The organism is Streptomyces sp. ISL-94 (genome assembly GCF_018614075.1).
Classification (GTDB): Bacteria; Actinomycetota; Actinomycetes; order Streptomycetales; family Streptomycetaceae; genus Streptomyces.
The window spans coordinates 12,601-29,670 of the sequence record NZ_JAGGOZ010000028.1 but is presented as its reverse complement, the minus strand read 5'-3'; the positions used below and the strand labels follow the sequence as shown (position 1 = coordinate 29,670).

Below are 17,070 nucleotides of genomic sequence, written 5' to 3'. Positions count from 1 at the left end.
CCGAGCGTACGGTACCGGTCCAGTATCAGCCTGTGGCCACGAACCGATCACGGACGATCGGCCGGTAGCCTTTGCGCGAACAGCACACCGCCGGACCACACACAGGTGCGGTCGGGACTGACGGAGAGGGCTGCAACGTTATGGAAGAGCCGCGTCGCCTCGGCGGCCGGTACGAGCTGAGCCACGTGCTCGGCCGTGGTGGCATGGCCGAGGTCTACCTCGGCCAGGACACCCGGCTCGGCCGTACCGTCGCCGTCAAGACCCTGCGCGCCGATCTCGCCCGCGACCCGTCCTTCCAGGCCCGGTTCCGGCGCGAGGCCCAGTCGGCCGCGTCGCTGAACCATCCGGCGATCGTCGCCGTCTACGACACCGGCGAGGACTACGTCGACAACATCTCCATCCCGTACATCGTGATGGAGTACGTCGACGGGTCCACCCTGCGCGAGCTGCTGCACTCCGGCCGCAAGCTGCTGCCCGAGCGCACGCTGGAGATGTGCATCGGCATCCTCCAGGCCCTCGAGTACTCGCACCGCGCCGGCATCGTGCACCGTGACATCAAGCCCGCCAACGTGATGCTGACCCGCACCGGCCAGGTCAAGGTCATGGACTTCGGCATCGCCCGCGCCATGGGCGACTCCGGCATGACCATGACGCAGACGGCCGCCGTCATCGGCACCGCCCAGTACCTCTCCCCGGAGCAGGCCAAGGGCGAGCAGGTCGACGCGCGCTCCGACCTCTACTCCGCCGGCTGCCTGCTGTACGAGCTGCTCAGCGTGCGGCCCCCGTTCGTCGGCGACTCCCCCGTGGCCGTCGCCTACCAGCACGTACGGGAAGAACCCCAGCCGCCGTCGAACTTCGACTCCGAGATCACGCCCGAGATGGACGCGATCGTCCTGAAGGCGCTGGTCAAGGACCCCGACTACCGCTACCAGTCCGCCGACGAGATGCGCGCGGACATCGAGGCCTGCCTCGACGGCCAGCCCGTCGCCGCCACCGCCGCCATGGGCGCGGCCGGCTACGGCTACCCCGACCAGGGCCACGGCTACGGGCACCAGGGCTACGACCAGCCCACCACCGCCCTGCGCACCACCGACCCGGGCGGCCAGACCTCGATGATGCCGCCCATGCCCCCGGGCGACGGCGGATACGGGTACGGCGACCAGGGCCACGGCGGCTACGACCAGGGTCCGCACCGCCGCCAGAAGAAGAGCAAGGTGTCCACGATCCTGCTCGTGGCGGCGGGCATCCTCGTCCTGGTCGGCGCGATCCTCATCGGCCGCTCCCTCTTCAGCGGGAGCGCCGACAACCGGCCCACCGTGCCGAAGTTCATCGGCGCGACCCTGGAGGAGGCGCAGAAGAGCGCCGACAACGTGGGTCTCAAGGTGGTGAAGGAAGCCGACGCCGCCTGCGAGGAGCAGCCCAAGGGCAAGATCTGCAAGCAGGACCCGGTGGCCGACACCAAGGTCGACAAGGGCTCCCCCGTCAAGGTGACCGTTTCCTCGGGCTCTGCCCCGGTGTCCGTCCCCGACGTGCTCAACAGCCAGTACGACGTGGCGGAGAAGGCCCTCAAGGACAAGGGCTTCCAGGTCCAGCGCAAGCCCCAGGAGTCGGAGCGGACCCCCGGGGTCGTCCTCGACCAGAACCCGAAGCCCGGCACCGAGGCGCAGAAGAACTCGGTGGTCACGCTGACCGTCGCCAAGGAGCAGTCCAAGGCGGTCGTCCCGGACCTCAAGGGCAAGACGAAGGAGGAGGCCGCCAAGGCCCTCCAGGACGCCAAGCTGAAGCTGGGCAGCCAGACGGAGGTCGACGCCCCGGGAGTCGCGCCGAAGACGGTGATCGCCCAGCAATACCAGCCGGGTGAGCAGCTCGAGGTCGGCAAGACCGTCAGCATCACCGTCGCCAAGGCCGCGCAGCAGACGCAGGTCCCGAACCTGGCCCAGAAGACGGTGGCCCAGGCGAAGCTGGAACTGGCCTCCAAGGGCCTGACCTTCGGACGGGTCATCAACGGCCCGACGGACGACAACGCGATCGTGATGTACTCCGACCCGATCGCCGGCAGCCCGGCCACCCCGGGCCAGGCCGTCAACGTGTACACGATGGCGGGCGGCCAGCAGGACGGCGGAAACAACGGCGGCGGCTTCTTCGGCGGCCTGACGGGCGGCGCCCGCCGCTAGTGCTGTGACCGGANNNNCCGGCCACAGCACTAGCCGGCGCCGCGCCCGCACACGGAGAAAGGTCCGGCCCCCTCCTCGGGGGCCGGACCTTTCCGTTCCGCGGCCGCCTGCGCCGCCCCCGCGCCTCCCTGGCCCCCACCGGGCGCCCGGGAGCCTCACGGCCTCCACAGGGGCCCTGAGGGACGCTAGTGGCGGAGCTCCGCCGGAAGGGTCCGCTCCGCGTCCACCTTCTCCGTCCGGACCAGCTCGCCCCACACGATGTACCGGTACTTCGACGTGTACACCGGCGTGCAGGTCGTCAGCGTGATGTAGCGGCCCGGGCCGGTCTTGCCCGACTCCTTCGGGACCGGGTTGATCACGTCCACGTTGTACTTCGACGTCTGGCGCAGCTCCGCGAAGACCTTGTAGACGTACCAGGTGTCCTTGGTCTCGAAGACGATCGCGTCGCCGTTCTCCACCTTGTCGATGTTGTGGAACTTCGCCCCGTGGCCGTCCCGGTGCGCGGCCAGCGAGAAGTTCCCCTTCCCGTCCCACGGCAGAGCCGACTTCACCGGCTGCGTGTAGTAGCCCGCGACGCCGTCGTCGAGGACGTCCGGGTCCGTGCCCGGCTTGACCAGCACCTCGCCGTTCTTCATCGCCGGCACGTGCAGGAACCCGATGCCGTCCTGGGTGTCCAGCGCGCCCGGGGCAACCGGCTGGGCCGGGGCCTGCGCGTGCCACTGCCGGCGGATCTCGTCGCCGCGCGCCGACGCCTGCCGGTCCGCGAGCACGTTCGTCCACCACAGCGAGTAGGCCACGAACAGGGCCAGCACCAGGCCGGCGGTGATCAGGAGCTCGCCCAGCAGGCTCAGGAACCCGGCGAGCACGCTGCGGTTCGGGGGCGGTGCGGCGGCGGCAGGGCGGTCGCGGTGGCTGCGGTGGCTGCGGTGGCGGGACACTGCTGATTCGTCCTCAGGGCGGCTACGGGCTGGCCAGCGCGGGCGGAGGGCCCTGGCTGCGGGGGCGTTCGTCGATCATCCTGCCCCATACGATCATCCGGTAGGTGCTGGTGAACTCCGGGGTGCAGGTCGTCAGCGTGATGTACCGGCCGGGGGCGGTGAACCCCGACCCCTCCGGCACCGGCTTGATCACCGAGACGTTCGTCGGCGGCGTCTGCGCCAGCGCCGAGGTCATCTCGTACGTGTAGTACGCGTCCCGCGTCTCGACGACGACGGGGTCCCCCGGCACGAGCCGGTTGATGTAGCGGAACGGCTCTCCGTGGGTGTTGCGGTGGCCCGCCAGCGCGAAGTTCCCCTGCGGGTCCGCCGGCATGGCCGTCTTCAGCGCGCCCTCGCCGTAGTGCCCGACCATCCCCTTGTCGAGGACCTTCGGCTTGCTGATGCCCTCCGCCACCGGGACCTTCACGTCCAGCTTCGGGATGTACAGGATCGCGAACCCCTGCCCGGGCTCGAAGGCCGACACGGGCGGGGCGCCGGCCCCGGAGCCCGGGCCCGGGTCCTGCCGCCACGTCTGCTGGAGCGAGCCCGCGGCCCCGTTCGCCGTCCGCTCGGCCAGCAGGTTCGTGTACCAGAGCTGGTAGGCGACGAACAGCAGCATCACCAGGCCCAGTGTGATGAACAGCTCCCCGCCCAGCCGGCTCGCGATGACCACCGGGCCGCCCGACGCCGGCCGCCTGCGCCGCCGCCCGCCCCGCCTGCGGCTGTGCCGGGCGGCCCGCTTCGCGGCCTCCTGCGCTGCCCTGCGTCGCGCGGCCCGGCCCTCCGTGGGCGCGGACGGCGCGACCGCCGTCACGCGACGGCCTTGCCCACCACCGGGGCCAGCCCCACCGAGCGCTCCACGGCACCCGCGTCACCGCAGCGCACCAGCCAGTTGGCGAGCATCCGGTGGCCCCACTCGGTCAGCACCGACTCGGGGTGGAACTGCACGCCCTCGACGTCGTGCTCCCGGTGGCGCAGGCCCATGATGATCCCGTCCTCGGTGCGCGCCGTGACCTCCAGCGCGTCGGGCAGGGTCAGGGGCTCGGCGGCCAGCGAGTGGTAGCGGGTCGCGGTGAACGGCGACGGCAGGCCGGCGAAGACGCCGAGGCCCTCGTGCACCACCGGCGAGGTCTTGCCGTGCAGCAGCTCCGGAGCCCGGTCCACGACCCCTCCGTACGCGACCGCCATCGACTGCATGCCGAGGCAAACGCCGAAGACCGGAACGCCGGTGTCCGCGCAGTGGCGGACCATGTCGACGCAGATGCCCGCCTCCTCCGGCGTGCCCGGGCCCGGGGAGAGGAGCACGCCGTCGAAGCCGTCCTGCGCGTGCGAGAGCTCGACCTCGTCGTTGCGCAGCACCTCGCATTCGGCGCCGAGCTGGTAGAGGTACTGGACCAGGTTGAAGACAAAGCTGTCGTAATTGTCGACAACCAGAATGCGCGCGCTCACGGAGTGGCTCCCGATCCCTCGTCCACTGTCACATCGTTGAACGGGAGGAGCGGCTCGGCCCACGGGAAGACGTACTGGAACAGCACGAACACCACCGCGAGGACCAGTACGAGCGAGATCAGCGCGCGCACCCACGCATTGCCGGGCAGATGCCGCCAGATCCAGCCGTACATGGCTTCTGTTTCCTTTTCGTCCTCATTCGTTCAACGCACCGCGGGGGCGGTACGCGAACAGACTAAAGGCAGCGGCCCGGCCGGGTGGGTCAGCTGGGCAATCCCTCCGGCCTCCCCTGCCCCACGGCGCGCGTCCCGGTCAGCTCCGCCCAGACGACAAGCCGGTGGCTGTGGCCCCACTCGGGGTCGCAGGTCGTCAGCGTCAGGTACCGGCCGGGCGTCGTGAAGGGCGACCTCGCCGGGACGGGGTCGACCACCCGGACGTCGGTGGGCAGGGTGCGCAGCGGCCCGCCGCGGACCGTGTACGTGTACCAGGCGGTCGCGTCCTTGAGGATCACGGCGTCCCCCGGGCGCAGCTCCGGGACGTCCTTGAAGGGGTCGCCGTACGTGCGGCGGTGGCCCGCGACCGAGAAGTTCCCGGTGGCGCCGAGGCGGGCGGTGCCCGTGTAGTGGCCCAGCCCCTTCTTCAGCAGCTCGGTGCCGGTGCCCTCCAGGACGGGCTTGTTCCAGTCCGGGCCGAAGCGCGGGATGTACATCTCGGCGAGGGCCTGGCCGGCGGGGTAGGGGGGCGGCGCCTCCGGAGCCTCCGGAGCCTTCGGGGCGGCCGGAGTGGCGGGGGCGGCGGGCTGTGGGGCGGGCACCGGGGCCGCCGCCCAGGTGTCGCGCATCCGGGTCATTTCGGCGTCCATGGCCCGGTCGGCCTTGACCCCGGTCCACAGCAGTACATACGCGACGAAGAGCACGATCAGGGTGCCCGCCGTCAGGCACACCTCGCTGAACGTCCGTACGACCAGGCGCAGTACGACGCCAGGACGAGCCCCTTCACGGGGTGGGTGCCACCGGCTTCGCATAGTGGAGGTCCACTGTGCCGGAGTAGCCCGGAAGTGTCAGCGCCCTGTGCTCCTCCACTTTCCAGCCGAGCCCGTACGCGTTGACGTACAGCTGGTAGTTCTGCAGGGCCGGGGAGGCCGCCATGGCCTTGCGCAGCGCGCCCGGGTCGCCGACCGCCGAAACCTTGTACGGCGGCGAGTAGACCCGGCCCTGGAGGATCAGGGTGTTGCCCACGCAGCGCACCGCGCTGGTGGAGATGAGCCGCTGGTCCATGACCTGGATGCCCTGCGCTCCGCCCTGCCAGAGGGCGTTGACGACGGCCTGGAGGTCCTGTTGGTGGATCACCAGGTCGTTGGGCTGGGGCTCGGGTACGTTCGGGATGCGGGCAGTGGCATTGGGCGGGGCGTCGTCGAGGGTGACGGTCAGGCCCTTGCCGGTCAGCTCCTCGGTGCCGGACGCCGTGCGCAGGGCGGCCAGCTTGGCGTCCTCGGCCTTGGTGCTGCCGTCGTCGCGCTCGGCGAGGGCGTCCACCCGGCGGCGGACCGCTCCGGTGCTCTCCTCCAGCGCCGCGTTGTTCTGGCTGCGCTCCTCGATGAGGTCCGAAAGCTTGAGGAGTGAGGCGTCGGTCCGGATGTTCGTACCCTTGGAGGTGTTGAAACTGGTGACGAAGAGCAGCCCGGCCAGGGCGAACACCGCGGCCGTCAGCAACCGGACCGGTCTGGCCCGGCGACGGGGACCCGCGGAGGAGTCGTCGGAATTGCTCAACGTACCCTTCTCCTTCAACGCCACAGGTCCACTACGCTAACGGACGCCCGGGGCAGGCAAGGTCCCCAGCCCATCGACAGGAGAGCCCCTCGTGCCGAAGTCACGTATCCGCAAGAAGGACGACTACACGCCGCCGCCGACGCGGCAGCCGCAGAGCATCAGGCTGACGAACCGCAGCTGGGTCGCCCCGGTCATGCTGGCCCTCTTCCTGATCGGACTCGCGTGGATCGTGGTCTTCTACGTGACCGAGACCCAGCTGCCGGTCGAGTCGCTCGGCAATTGGAACATTGTGGTCGGTTTCGGATTTATCGCGGCCGGATTCGGCGTATCCACGCAGTGGAAGTAGCACCGATCGCCTTCTGACGGAAGCTCTCCCCATGAGTTATCCACAGCGTCATCCACACCTGAGGAAAAGACAGAAGATCTGTGGATAACTCTGTGGAGAGTTGACGCCGGTGTGATCAGGTGAGTTCTCCGGTCCGGAGCAGAATCAGGCCTGCCACCAGCAGGAATACCGCCACACAGGTCCCCCATTGGATGAGTGTCCGGTTGCGGCCGGCGGTGGGCCTGAGCATGCCAAGGCCCACCAGGGCCCCGGTGACCAGGCCGCCCACGTGGGCCTGCCAGGACACATTGAGGCTGCCGCCGAGCGGCACGAAGGTCAGCACCAGCATGAACACGAGCATGACGATCACCGGACGCATCTGGTAGCGCAGCCGGCGCACCAGGACGACGGTGGCGCCGAGCAGGCCGAAGACGGCGCCGGACGCGCCGAGGGTCGGGGTGTTCGGCGGGGTCAGCAGATAGACGAGGGCGCTGCCGCCCAGCCCCGAGAGCAGGTAGACGGCGAGGTAGCGGGACCGGCCCAGTGCGGCTTCCAGCGGGCCGCCGATCACCCACAGGGCCATCATGTTGCCGATGATGTGCCACCACTCGACGTGCAGGAACACCGAGGTCAGCAGGCGGTGGTACTGGCCCGCGGAGACTCCTTCGACCGGGGCCCCGAAGAATTCCACGTACCGGCCGAGCAGCTCGAGCTGGACCACGAGGGCCGGAGCGGCGAGGCCCGCGAAGAACACGGCGGCGTTGATGCCGATCAGGACCTTGGTGACGAGGTGGGGGTCGGCGGCGACCACTCCGCCCGCGAGGGTGCGCGGGGCGTTCGCGGTCGGGCGGTGTCCGGTGCCGGAGCCCTCGCGGACGCATTCGGGGCACTGGAAGCCGACCGAGGCGCTGATCATGCACTCGGGGCAGATGGGGCGCTCGCAGCGGGTGCAGCGGATCCCCGTGTCACGGTCCGGGTGGCGGTAGCAGCCCGGCAGACGGTCGGTGTCCATCGGTTCCTCGATCAGCGGCGAGGCAGGGGAACGCCCCGCCGGTCCGGTATGCATGCAGTACGGACGGACGGGGCCGAAAGGTTCCCGGGGACCCGGTCGCAGGCGCCCCGGGGCCCGGGGTCGCTTCAGCGCTTCTCGATGACGACCGACTTGATGATCACGTCGTCCAGCGGGCGCTCGGTGCGCGGGTTGGTGGCCAGGCCGGCGATGGAGTCCACGACCTTCTGGCCGGCTGGGTCGGTGATCTCGCCGAAGATGGTGTGCTTGCGGGTCAGCCAGGCGGTCGGCGCGACGGTGATGAAGAACTGCGAACCGTTGGTGCCCGGGCCCGCGTTGGCCATGGCGAGCAGGTAGGGCTTGGTGAAGGCCAGGTCGGGGTGGAACTCGTCGGCGAACTGGTAGCCGGGGCCGCCGGTGCCGTTGCCCAGCGGGTCGCCGCCCTGGATCATGAAGCCGCTGATGACACGGTGGAAGACGGTGCCGTCGTAGAGCGGGTCCGTGGTCTTCTGGCCGTCGGTGGGACGGGTCCATTCGCGGCCACCCGTGGCGAGCTCCACGAAGTTCCGGACGGTCTTCGGGGCGAAATTGGGCAGCAGCTCGATCTCGATGTCGCCTTTGTTGGTCTTCAGGGTGGCGTAGAGCTTCTCGGCCACGGATCTGCCTTCCATAGTCATCACTGTCGGTCCAGATAGTCGCACGGAGCGCTCCGCGGCACAGAAAACCTCCACCCGTATGCCCTGTCACGCATGCCGGTCCGCTGTATGGCAGGCATGATCCGACAAAGGGTGGAAAGGTGAACTGTGTCCGCCACCGAAGAGGAGGATCCCGTGACCCGTAAGGACAGCGTGCGCCTGGCCGCCGAGAGCGCCAGGGATACGGTGAAGCACGCGTCGGATTTGGTGGCGCCATACGCAGGAAGCGCCAAGGACGCGGCCGTGCACTACGCGCAGGAGGCGAACGTGCTGCTGGCGCCCAAGGTCTCGCACGCGGCCAACGAGGCCGCCCGACAGGCCCGAATGACGTACGACAGCCATGTGCATCCCCGGCTCAGGGCAGCGCGCACGCACGTGCCGCCGAATGTGGACCGGGCGGCGACGAAGGCGGTGCGGGAGTCGCGCCGCGCGGCGCGCCGGGCGGCCGACTACACGCAGCCCCGGATCGAGAGTGCGCTCGCGGCTGCCACGCCGGTGGCCGGGGAGGCCGCGTCGCGCTCGACGGCGGCGCTCGCCGCACTGCGCGGGCAGGTCACGCCGAAGGAGATCGAGCGGCTGGTGCGGCGCCACGAGCGGCGGGCGCGCATGGGCCGGGTGTTCAAGGGGCTCGCCGTGGTCGGCGTACTGGCCGGCGGCGCGTTCGCGGCGTGGAAGTGGTGGGACCAGCAGTCGAACCCGGACTGGCTCGTCGAGCCGCCGGCGGCCACCGAGCTGTCGTCGCAGGACGCCCCGTCGAGCTTCGACGACGAACTGGCGGCCAAGGAGCGCGAGTCGGGGTCGGAATCGGGGCCGGGGTCGGCTGCGGAGGACAAGCCGAGCTGACCGCGGCGCCCGTCGCCGAACAGCCGAAGGGCCCGGATCCCTCAAGGATCCGGGCCCTTCGGCTGTCCCCCTGCGCTCGGGGGAACAGGTGCTCAGGGGAGGGTGAGGACCATGCCCGGGCGGATGAGGTCGGGGTGGGAGCCGATGACGCCCTGGTTGATGGCGTAGAGCTCCCGCCAGCGGCCCTCGTTGCCGAGCTCGCGGCGGGCGATCGCGGAGAGCGAGTCGCCGGGCCTGACCGTGTACGTACGCCTCTTGGCGGTGGCCGCCGGCTTGGGGGCGGCGGGGACGGCCTTGTGCGCGGCCGAGGCGGGCGTCGGGGTGTGTGCGGCGCCGGGCGCCGCGGAGGCGGGCTCACCGGGCTTCGGCATCGCGGCGGGCTTGGGCGTGGCGGGAACGGCCTTGTGCGCGGCCGAGGCGGGGGTCGGCTTCGCGGGGGCGGCGTGGGCGGGCTTGGGCGGCGCGGCCGCCGCCATCCGCTCGGCTGCCCCGCGGGTGGCCGGGGCGGCGTCGGCCGGGCGCGCGGCGGGCGCCTGCTGCTCGATCTGCTCCTTCGCCTTCGCGGCGGCGTCGTGCGCCTTCTTCTTGTCGGACTTCAGGAAGTCGAAGAGTCCCATGTCTGTACGCCTCCGGCGTGGTGTTTCCCCCTGGGCTTGTGCCGTTCCCACTGTCGGCCACCGGGGGCCCGGCGGCCCTGTGACGGGGCCGTCCGGGGGACACCACCGCGGGGGAGGCCGCCGTCACGGGCGGGCGCGGCGGGCAGGGCGGGGGCCGTCGGAGGGGGTCCACCCTCGCGGCCTCCCGTACGGAGTCCTCGACCCGGGCGGCCAGCACCCCGGCCGAGGCGCTCACCAGCGGCTACCACCTGGCCTTCGCCATCGGCGCCGCACTCCTGCCGGCCGCGGTCGCCCTGGCCGCGACCCTCCTGCGGGCCGGTGTTTCACGTGAAACACCGGCCGGCTGACCGGGACTACACCGTCACCGAGGCACGGTCCGTGACGAAGAATTCGCCGGCAGCGCGCAGTGCCTCGGCATCGTCGCGGACCGTGCCCGGTGCGTTTCCGAGGCCGAGCAGCGAGCCGCCCCACTGCATGCCCATGTAGGCGGCGCAGTTGCGCAGGGTGCCGATCAGCGGGTCGGCCATCGACCGGTCCTCGGAGGACAGTGCGGTGATGCTCCACATGGTCTTGCCGCCCATCCGCGGCTTGAAGTCGAGGCCGGGCACCCGCATCCAGCCCGACCAGTGGTCGAGGTAGAGCTGGGCGCTCGCGGAGAGGCTGTACCAGTAGAGCGGCGAGGCGACGACGAGGTCGGTGGCGGACAGCGTGGCGTCCAGCAGGACGCGGGAGTTGCCGACGGGCTCGGGGTAGATGCCGGGCCCGTCGTGGCGCCGGTCCTCGAACGCCGGGACCGGAAGGTCCTTCAGGCGGAGCCACTCCTGCTCCACGCCGTCGGGCAGGGCCGCGGCCGCCTCCCGGGCGAGGGTCTCGGTGTTTCCGTCCAGGCGGCTGCTCGCCAGCAGGAACAGGAACGTGCGGCCGCTGAACTGATGTGTCGTGGTCATACTCTGCTCTCTTCGGTCATGGTGTCGTGGACCAGCACGGCACCCGTGCCGGTCAGCGGCCTGGCGAACGCCGCCAGCACCGGTCCGTGCTGCGGCAGGTCGTACACCGCCCAGCGGCCCGGTGCAACGCGGTCCCCGTCGGCCCGCCGGTCCGGCCCCTCCCGCCCATCCTGCTCCCCCGCGAGCTCGACGTGTACGGGTCCGGAGCGGCCCGGGTGCACCAGCACCCGGTGCGGCGCGGTGGTCAGCGGCAGTCCCGCCGCCTTCATCACGGCTTCCTTGCGGGTCCAGGCCCGGACGAAGGCGGCGCGGCGGACTTCCGGGGACAGGGCCCGCACCTGGAGCTGCTCCTCGGGGGCCAGGCAGCGGTCGATCAGCCCCTCGGTGTCGAAATCCCGGACGTGTTCGAGATCGACGCCGACCGGGTCGTCGACGGATACCCCGAGCAGCCAGAACTCCTCGGACCGGGCGACACTCAGGAAGACCTGGGGTCCGGAGGCCGCGATGAGGACCAGATGCCGGTGGCGCAGCCTCCCCCGGTGCGCCGGGCCGGTGCGCCCGAACCGGATCTCCCCGGGCTCCACGTCCGCGTAGGCGGCGAGGGTGCGCCGCACCGCCGCCCAGGAGGCAGCGAAGCGTCGGCGGTCCTCGTACCGCGAGAAGCGCAGACATCGGCCGCGCTCCTCCTCGGAGAGCAGCTCCATGTCCTGGCGCAGGACGGCCCCGCGGTCGTCGCCGAACCACACATGGGTACCGCCGCGCTCGGGGAGCGCGGACGGGGCCGGACAGGCGGTCACACGGCAGGACTCGGAGGGGGGACCGGGCGCGGCACCGTCTGCGGGGGCGGCAGTGGGGGCGAAGTACACCGCGTCACCCCTCCCCGCCTTCGTCGCACCGCCGGGCCCGTATCGCCCGCGCGACCTCGTCGCGCGCCTCCAGGACCAGCCGGCGCAGGGCCGCGGGGACGTCGGCAGCCGCCAGGAAGGCGTCCGCGGCGGCCACCGTCCGCTCCGCGACCGCCCCGGAGGGGAAGGCCTCGCGGGCGAAGCGCTGGGCCGTGCCGCCGGGCGCCTCGGCCCACATCCGTCCGACCTCGGCGAAGTACGGAGCGGCGAAGGGCTCCAGGAGCCGGCGGTGGTCCGGCTCGGCGAAGCCCTCCAGGGTGGCGCGCAGCAGGCTGTTGGGGAGCTCGCCGGAGACGATCCGCTGCCAGGCGGCGGACTTGGCATCGGCCTCCGGCAGGGCCGCCAGGCAGGCGACCGCGTTGCGTTCGCCCGCGGCCGAGGGGTCACGGCGCCGCTCGGCGTCGATCTCGGCCGGTCCCGCCGCTCCGCAGACCACCAGCCGCCGCAGCAGCGCCCAGCGCAGGTCCACGTCGACGGCCAGGCCGGGGACGGTCCGTACGCCGTCGAGGATCTCGCGGAGGGCGGTGAGATGGGCAGGGGAGGCGGCCGTCCCGAGCAGGGCCTGCAGGTGCACCAGTTGGAGGTCGGATCCGGGCTCCGCCGCGGTCAGCGCCGTGTGGGCCGCGTCCGCCAGCGCCTCCAGGCCGGTGGCCCGCCACTGCGGGGAGGCGAAATCGTGGAGGGCCTTGCGGGCCTGGTCCACGAGGGTCTGCGCCAGGGTCGCGTCGGTCACCGAGCCGAGGTGGGCGGCGACGAGCCGGACGTAGGCGCGGGCGGGCAGCTCCGCGTCGCGCGTCATGTCCCAGGCGATCGTCCACGCCTGGGCGGCGGCCAGCGGGTCGCGGATCTCGCCGATGGCCCCGAGCACGGTGCGCAGGGAGCGGTCGTCGAGCCGGACCTTGGCGTACGTCAGGTCGTCGTCGTTGAGCAGGAGCAGGTCAGGGCGGGCCTCGCCGACGAGTTCGGGGACCTCGGTGCGCTCGCCGGTCACGTCGAGCTCGATGCGGCGGCGCCGTACGACACCGGCCGGGCCGCGGTCGTAGAGGCCGATCGCCATCCGGTGCGCGCGGAGCACGGGGCGCTCCCCCGTGCCCTCCTGCACCAGGGCGCAGGAGACCACGCGGCCGGAGGCGTCGAACCGCCAGTCGGCGCGCAGGGTGTTGACGCCCGAGGTCTCCAGCCACTCCTTGGACCAGGCGGCGAGGTCGCGGCCCGAGGTCTCCTCCAGGGCGGCCAGCAGGTCGGGGAGGGTGGTGTTGCCCCACGCGTGGCGGCGGACGTAGTGCGCGACGGCGGCCAGGAAGTTCCCGCGGCCGACGTAGGCGGCCAGCTGCTTCAGTACGGCGGCGCCCTTGAGGTAGGTGATCCCGTCGAAGTTGACCTCGGTGGCGGCGATGTCGGGGATGTCCGCGGCGATGGGGTGCGTCGAGGGCAGCTGGTCCTGGCGGTACGCCTCCGCCTTGCGGAGGTTGGCGAAGGTGGTCCAGGCCCCGGTCCACTCGGTGGCCTCGGTCTGGGCCAGGAGGCCGGCGTAGGTGGCGAAGGACTCGTTGAGCCAGAGGTCGTCCCACCAGCGCATGGTGACGAGGTCGCCGAACCACATGTGCGCCATCTCGTGCAGCAGGGTCTCGGCGCGCCGCTCGCGCAGCGCGGCGGTGGCCCGGGAGCGGAAGACGTACTTCTCGCTGACGGTGACGCACCCGGCGTTCTCCATCGCGCCGACGTTGAACTCGGGCGCGAAGACCTGGTCGTACTTGCCGAAGGGGTACGGGGTCCCGAAGACCCCGTGGAAGAAGTCGAAGCCGCGCTTGGTGATGTCGAAGAGGACGTCGGCGTCGAGGTGTTCGGCGAGCGAGGCCCGGCAGAGCAGGCGCAGCGGGATCGTCCGGCCGTCCTCGGCGCGGTAGCTGTCGCGCACACGGTGGTACGGGCCGGCGACAAGCGCCATGGCGTAGGTCGGCAAGGGCTCGGAGGCAGGGAAGTGCCAGGTCGCCGCACCGGCGGGCCGCTCGGCGGCTGTCGCTCCGGGCGTGTTGGAGGCGACCTCCCAGCCGGCGGGGGCGTCCACCGTCAGTTCGAGGCGGGCTTTGAGGTCGGGCTGGTCGAAGCAGGCGAAGACGCGCTGCGCGTCGGCGGTCGCGAACTGGCTGTAGACGTACACCCGGTCGTCGACGGGGTCGGTGAAGCGGTGCAGTCCCTCGCCGGTGCGCGAGTAACGGCAGTCGGCCACCACCCGCAGCTCGTTGCGGGCCGCGAGGCCGGGCAGGGCGATCCGGCCGCCCTGCACGGCGGTGTCCAGGGCTGCGCCGTTGAGGAGGACCTCGTGGACGACGGCGTCGGCCAGCTCGATGAAGGTGGCCGCGCCCGGCTCCGCGCAGCCGAACCGCACGGTCGTGGTGGAGCGGAAGGTGTCGGGGCCCCCGGTGAGGTCGATGCGGACCCGGTAGTCCTCCACCGAGAGGAGGGCGGCGCGCTCCCGCGCCTCGGCCTGGGTCAGATTCCCTGCCACGCGACGTCCTTCGTGAGCGCGGCCTCAGGGCTGCCGGCCGGGGCCTGCGGCGCCGGATCCGGAGTGTGGAAGACGGTGGTGGTCTTGAAGGTCCCGGCGCGTACGACGCCCGCGGAGTCCTCCAGGGCCCGGATGTAGGAGCCGGCGTATCCGGAGGGCAGCAGGAACAGGCCCCAGGTCGGGGTCCACTCGCGGAGCTCGCCGGTCTGCGGGTCCACGACCTGCTCGGGGCGCGAGCCGACCCGGCGCTGGACGATGAAGCCCCCGTCGGCCGCCGCGTCGAGCGCGTCCTTCCACTCCTGTTCGGTGCTGTCCCAGCCGGCGACGATGCCGGCGCCGCCGTAGTCGGCGGTGGGTTTGAGGATCAGCTCCGAGCGGTGGGCGCGGCAGTGGTCGACCAGCTCGGGGGTGAGGAGGCGGGTCCACGGAAGGATCCGGTCGATCAGCCGGGACTCCTCCGCCGAGAGACCCTCGCGCATGCGGGGGTCCGACATCAGGGCCATGGCCCCCTTGTTGCCGAACAGCGCGCTCTGCGGGGTGGTCCACAGGACGACGCGGCCCTCCTCGTGGGCCCGCAGGACCGGTTCGAGGGCCTGCGGGCCGGCCGGGTCCTCGACGATCTCGTTGGGGGTGAAGTAGCGCAGCACCACGTCGATCTGCCGGCCGTGCAGCCGCAGCCGGCCGCCGGTCTCCTCGATCTGCCCGATCTCGCCGATGACCAGGTCGATGCCGCAGCGGTTCATCATCTCCGCGAAGGACCGGGCGAGGTGGGTGGAGCCGCTCAGGCCGCCGTTGGCCTCGACGTACGCGACGACGGGCTCCGCTCCGCCGGTGAGCGGCAGCGCGATCTCGCGCAGGGTGCCGGCGAGGCGCTCGCCGGTGTGGACGTAGCCGATGCCGTGCTCCTCGGCGAAGGCGGCGAAGGCGGGCACTTCGAGCAGGGTGCGGGCGAGTTCCGCGCGGTCCGTGCCGCCCAGGCTGCTGCCGACGTTCAGCTCGAAGAGCTTGAAGGACTCGCCGTCGTGGCTGAGGTCGGCCCGCCCGTAGAGGGCGGGACGGTCGGCCAGCCGGCTCATGACGGCCGCGCGGGCCCGGTCGATGCCCAGGGCCTCGCAGTAGCGCCCCAGGTCACCGCCGTAGAGCCGGTCGGGCATGGAGAACAGCAGCTCGAAGAACGCGGCGAGGTCGGCGGCGGTGGAGCGGATCTCCGCCTCGGGGACGAAGAAGGGCCGGGGCAGCAGCACCTTGCCGAAGGCGTTGTCGAAGGCGCTCGGCAGCCGGGCGTCGCGGACGGCGTCGAGCAGGCCGCGGTCGCCTTCGAGGGAGCGGCGCAGATAGGTCTCGTTGACAGTCATGTGGAATGTCCTTAGGGGGAGGTCGGCGGTCGGGTGGTCACAGCGCCGGCTGCGCGACCTTGTCCGCTTCCAGTCGGGCGTTCTCCTCGGCGCGGGCTTCGACGGCGCCGGTGAGGCGGACCGTCACGCCGGCGGTGAGGAGGCCGACCACCGCGCAGCCCCACCACAGGGCGGCGGGTCCGGCGGTCGTGAACAGGCCCACGGCGATGAGGGGGGCGCCGAGCCGTGCGGCAGACCAGGCCCAGCTGACGGCGCCCTGGTAGCGGCCGCGGGCGTCCTCCGGGGCGATGTCGGTGACGATGGCCCCGGCCACGACCCCGTTGATGACCTCGCCGATCGACCAGACGACGACGGTCACCACGTAGTGCCAGGGCTTCTGGGCGAGCCCCGTGCACGCCACGCCCACGCCGATCAGCACCCAGGACGCGGCGAGCACCTTGATCCGGGGCATCTTCGCCACCGTCCCGTAGAGCACCGGCTGCAGCGCGATGACGATGACCGCGTTGGCGACGCCGACGAGTCCGTACACCGCCGCCGAGAGGCCGTCCGTCTGGATGGCGAGCGGGATGGCGAACTCGGTCATCGTGTAGATGGTGGTGCCGAGCACGCTGACCGTCAGGTAGCCCACCATCAGCCGGTCGCGGAAGACCACCGCGTAGCCCACACCGCTCCGGGCCGTGGAGCGCGCCGGCCTCGGCAGGTCCTTGGGGATGCCGACCACGACGATGACGGCGTAGACCAGGCAGGTCAGGCCGTTCAGCACGAACAGCAGCCAGAAGCCGCGGCCTGCGAGGTAGCCCGCCCCGGCGCTGGCCACCGCCGTGCCGATGTTGAATCCCCAGTGCAGGAGGCTGAAGGCCTTGCCGCGCAGTTCGTTGCCGACCACATCGCCCACGAGCGCCGACGCGGCGGGCCGGTAGATGCTCGTGGTGAGCCCGAGCAGGGCCGCCGCCGCGCCCAGGGTGAGCGGGCCCGGCGCGGCGAACAGCGCTCCGAGCCCGGCGGGGGTGGCGACCAGGCCGATGATCACAGCGAACCGGCGGCCGATCCGGTCGGCGATGGCGCCGCCCAGGAGCGGGCCGAACAGCCCGCCGACGCCGAGCGCCACGACGATGCCGCCGGTCTGCGCCGTGGTGATGCCGCGCGAGGCCAGGTAGAAGACCAGGAAGGGCACGACCATGTTGCCGACCCGGTTGGCGATCATTCCGGCGAAGATGATCCAGAACGGCCGCGGAAGGCCTCCGAAGTTGGCTGACATCGCTGATCGCAGACGTGTTGGACTACTCATTTCGCATCCTTGGGTGGGGTGACCGAGGCGGCCTCGGGTTCGTCGACGTACGAGGAATCTCAAGCGGGTTGACAGCTTCCGGTCCCGGTCTCCTGGCACACCCTGCCGCAGCCGCCCGGCCGGGGACCAGGCACGGCCCGGTGGGGAGAAGTCGGATCCGACTTGTCCGCAGCGGGGTACCCAACGGCCACCGCGTGCCCGCCGGGAC

At 71.7% G+C, this 17,070-nt stretch carries 16 protein-coding genes and 1 pseudogene; 3 read left to right on the top strand and 14 right to left on the bottom strand.

Annotated features, from left to right (window positions below):
* The first annotated feature begins 140 nt into the window (after positions 1 to 140).
* Complete coding sequence (gene pknB, locus J7E94_RS10910) at positions 141 to 2,174, top strand: Stk1 family PASTA domain-containing Ser/Thr kinase (protein ID WP_215014469.1); 2,034 nt, start codon at positions 141 to 143, stop codon at positions 2,172 to 2,174.
* A gap of 185 nt (positions 2,175 to 2,359) precedes the next feature.
* On the opposite strand, the gene J7E94_RS10905 is transcribed toward pknB, so the two are convergent.
* From J7E94_RS10905 to J7E94_RS10880, 6 genes and pseudogenes are all read right to left on the bottom strand, one after another.
* On the bottom strand, positions 2,360 to 3,112 hold the full coding sequence (locus J7E94_RS10905; protein ID WP_215014467.1) for a class E sortase: 753 nt from the start codon (positions 3,110 to 3,112) through the stop codon (positions 2,360 to 2,362).
* A gap of 22 nt (positions 3,113 to 3,134) precedes the next feature.
* Positions 3,135 to 3,812, bottom strand: a pseudogene (locus J7E94_RS10900) (class E sortase); the annotation flags it as partial.
* A 149-nt stretch (positions 3,813 to 3,961) separates the two neighbouring features.
* Entirely contained in the window at positions 3,962 to 4,600 is a 639-nt protein-coding gene (locus J7E94_RS10895; RefSeq protein WP_215014462.1) for an aminodeoxychorismate/anthranilate synthase component II, read from the bottom strand.
* Positions 4,597 to 4,773, bottom strand: a complete 177-nt coding sequence (locus J7E94_RS10890) for a hypothetical protein (protein WP_030011120.1) — start codon at positions 4,771 to 4,773, stop codon at positions 4,597 to 4,599. Before J7E94_RS10890 ends, J7E94_RS10895 begins: the two co-directional genes overlap by 4 nt.
* Before the next feature lie 89 nt (positions 4,774 to 4,862).
* On the bottom strand, positions 4,863 to 5,624 hold the full coding sequence (locus J7E94_RS10885) for a class E sortase (protein ID WP_215014460.1): 762 nt from the start codon (positions 5,622 to 5,624) through the stop codon (positions 4,863 to 4,865).
* A complete protein-coding gene (locus J7E94_RS10880) occupies positions 5,596 to 6,369 on the bottom strand; it encodes a DUF881 domain-containing protein (RefSeq protein ID WP_215014458.1) in 774 nt (257 codons plus the stop codon). The genes J7E94_RS10885 and J7E94_RS10880 overlap by 29 nt, the downstream gene beginning before the upstream one ends.
* Before the next feature lie 91 nt (positions 6,370 to 6,460).
* Here J7E94_RS10880 and crgA point away from each other — a divergent pair, with 91 nt between their 5' ends.
* A complete protein-coding gene (crgA, locus tag J7E94_RS10875) occupies positions 6,461 to 6,715 on the top strand; it encodes a cell division protein CrgA (RefSeq protein WP_215014456.1) in 255 nt (84 codons plus the stop codon).
* A 115-nt stretch (positions 6,716 to 6,830) separates the two neighbouring features.
* On the opposite strand, the gene J7E94_RS10870 is transcribed toward crgA, so the two are convergent.
* Together J7E94_RS10870 and J7E94_RS10865 are read right to left on the bottom strand one after the other, a co-directional pair.
* Positions 6,831 to 7,706 (bottom strand): rhomboid family intramembrane serine protease, encoded by an 876-nt coding sequence (locus tag J7E94_RS10870; RefSeq protein ID WP_215014454.1) that lies wholly within the window; start codon positions 7,704 to 7,706, stop codon positions 6,831 to 6,833.
* A 125-nt stretch (positions 7,707 to 7,831) separates the two neighbouring features.
* On the bottom strand, positions 7,832 to 8,359 hold the full coding sequence (locus J7E94_RS10865) for a peptidylprolyl isomerase (protein WP_215014573.1): 528 nt from the start codon (positions 8,357 to 8,359) through the stop codon (positions 7,832 to 7,834).
* Positions 8,360 to 8,533: 174 nt separating this feature from the next.
* Between J7E94_RS10865 and J7E94_RS10860 the strand changes: the two genes are divergently transcribed.
* Positions 8,534 to 9,241: a DUF5324 family protein gene (locus tag J7E94_RS10860; protein ID WP_215014452.1), complete on the top strand. Its 708-nt coding sequence runs from the start codon at positions 8,534 to 8,536 to the stop codon at positions 9,239 to 9,241.
* A gap of 92 nt (positions 9,242 to 9,333) precedes the next feature.
* Here J7E94_RS10860 and J7E94_RS10855 read toward each other — a convergent pair whose 3' ends face one another.
* The 6 genes from J7E94_RS10855 to J7E94_RS10830 form a co-directional block, all read right to left on the bottom strand.
* Positions 9,334 to 9,858, bottom strand: a complete 525-nt coding sequence (locus J7E94_RS10855) for a LysM peptidoglycan-binding domain-containing protein (protein WP_215014449.1) — start codon at positions 9,856 to 9,858, stop codon at positions 9,334 to 9,336.
* Positions 9,859 to 10,211: 353 nt separating this feature from the next.
* Complete coding sequence (locus tag J7E94_RS10850) at positions 10,212 to 10,805, bottom strand: flavodoxin family protein (RefSeq protein WP_215014447.1); 594 nt, start codon at positions 10,803 to 10,805, stop codon at positions 10,212 to 10,214.
* A complete protein-coding gene (locus J7E94_RS10845; RefSeq protein ID WP_215014445.1) occupies positions 10,802 to 11,602 on the bottom strand; it encodes a 4'-phosphopantetheinyl transferase superfamily protein in 801 nt (266 codons plus the stop codon). Before J7E94_RS10845 ends, J7E94_RS10850 begins: the two co-directional genes overlap by 4 nt.
* A gap of 73 nt (positions 11,603 to 11,675) precedes the next feature.
* Positions 11,676 to 14,219: an aminopeptidase N gene (gene pepN / locus J7E94_RS10840; protein ID WP_215014443.1), complete on the bottom strand. Its 2,544-nt coding sequence runs from the start codon at positions 14,217 to 14,219 to the stop codon at positions 11,676 to 11,678.
* Complete coding sequence (locus tag J7E94_RS10835) at positions 14,204 to 15,574, bottom strand: hypothetical protein (RefSeq protein ID WP_215014441.1); 1,371 nt, start codon at positions 15,572 to 15,574, stop codon at positions 14,204 to 14,206. The genes pepN and J7E94_RS10835 overlap by 16 nt, the downstream gene beginning before the upstream one ends.
* 37 nt (positions 15,575 to 15,611) lie before the next feature.
* Positions 15,612 to 16,778 carry an MFS transporter gene (locus J7E94_RS10830; RefSeq protein ID WP_215014439.1) on the bottom strand — a complete coding sequence of 389 codons (1,167 nt, stop codon included), beginning with the start codon at positions 16,776 to 16,778 and terminating at the stop codon, positions 15,612 to 15,614.
* Between the last annotated feature and the right edge of the window lie 292 nt (positions 16,779 to 17,070).

Excerpts from the sequence above, each read along its gene's own strand:
- J7E94_RS10835 (WP_215014441.1), bottom strand. The coding sequence starts at position 15,574 with ATGACTGTCAACGAGACCTATCTGCGCCGCTCCCTCGAAGGCGACCGC.
- J7E94_RS10850 (WP_215014447.1), bottom strand. The coding sequence starts at position 10,805 with ATGACCACGACACATCAGTTCAGCGGCCGCACGTTCCTGTTCCTGCTG.
- J7E94_RS10830 (WP_215014439.1), bottom strand. The coding sequence starts at position 16,778 with ATGATCGCCAACCGGGTCGGCAACATGGTCGTGCCCTTCCTGGTCTTC.
- J7E94_RS10870 (WP_215014454.1), bottom strand. The coding sequence starts at position 7,706 with ATGGACACCGACCGTCTGCCGGGCTGCTACCGCCACCCGGACCGTGAC.
- J7E94_RS10890 (WP_030011120.1), bottom strand. The coding sequence starts at position 4,773 with ATGTACGGCTGGATCTGGCGGCATCTGCCCGGCAATGCGTGGGTGCGC.
- J7E94_RS10855 (WP_215014449.1), bottom strand. The coding sequence starts at position 9,858 with ATGGGACTCTTCGACTTCCTGAAGTCCGACAAGAAGAAGGCGCACGAC.
- J7E94_RS10885 (WP_215014460.1), bottom strand. The coding sequence starts at position 5,624 with ATGCGAAGCCGGTGGCACCCACCCCGTGAAGGGGCTCGTCCTGGCGTC.
- pknB (WP_215014469.1), top strand. The coding sequence starts at position 141 with ATGGAAGAGCCGCGTCGCCTCGGCGGCCGGTACGAGCTGAGCCACGTG.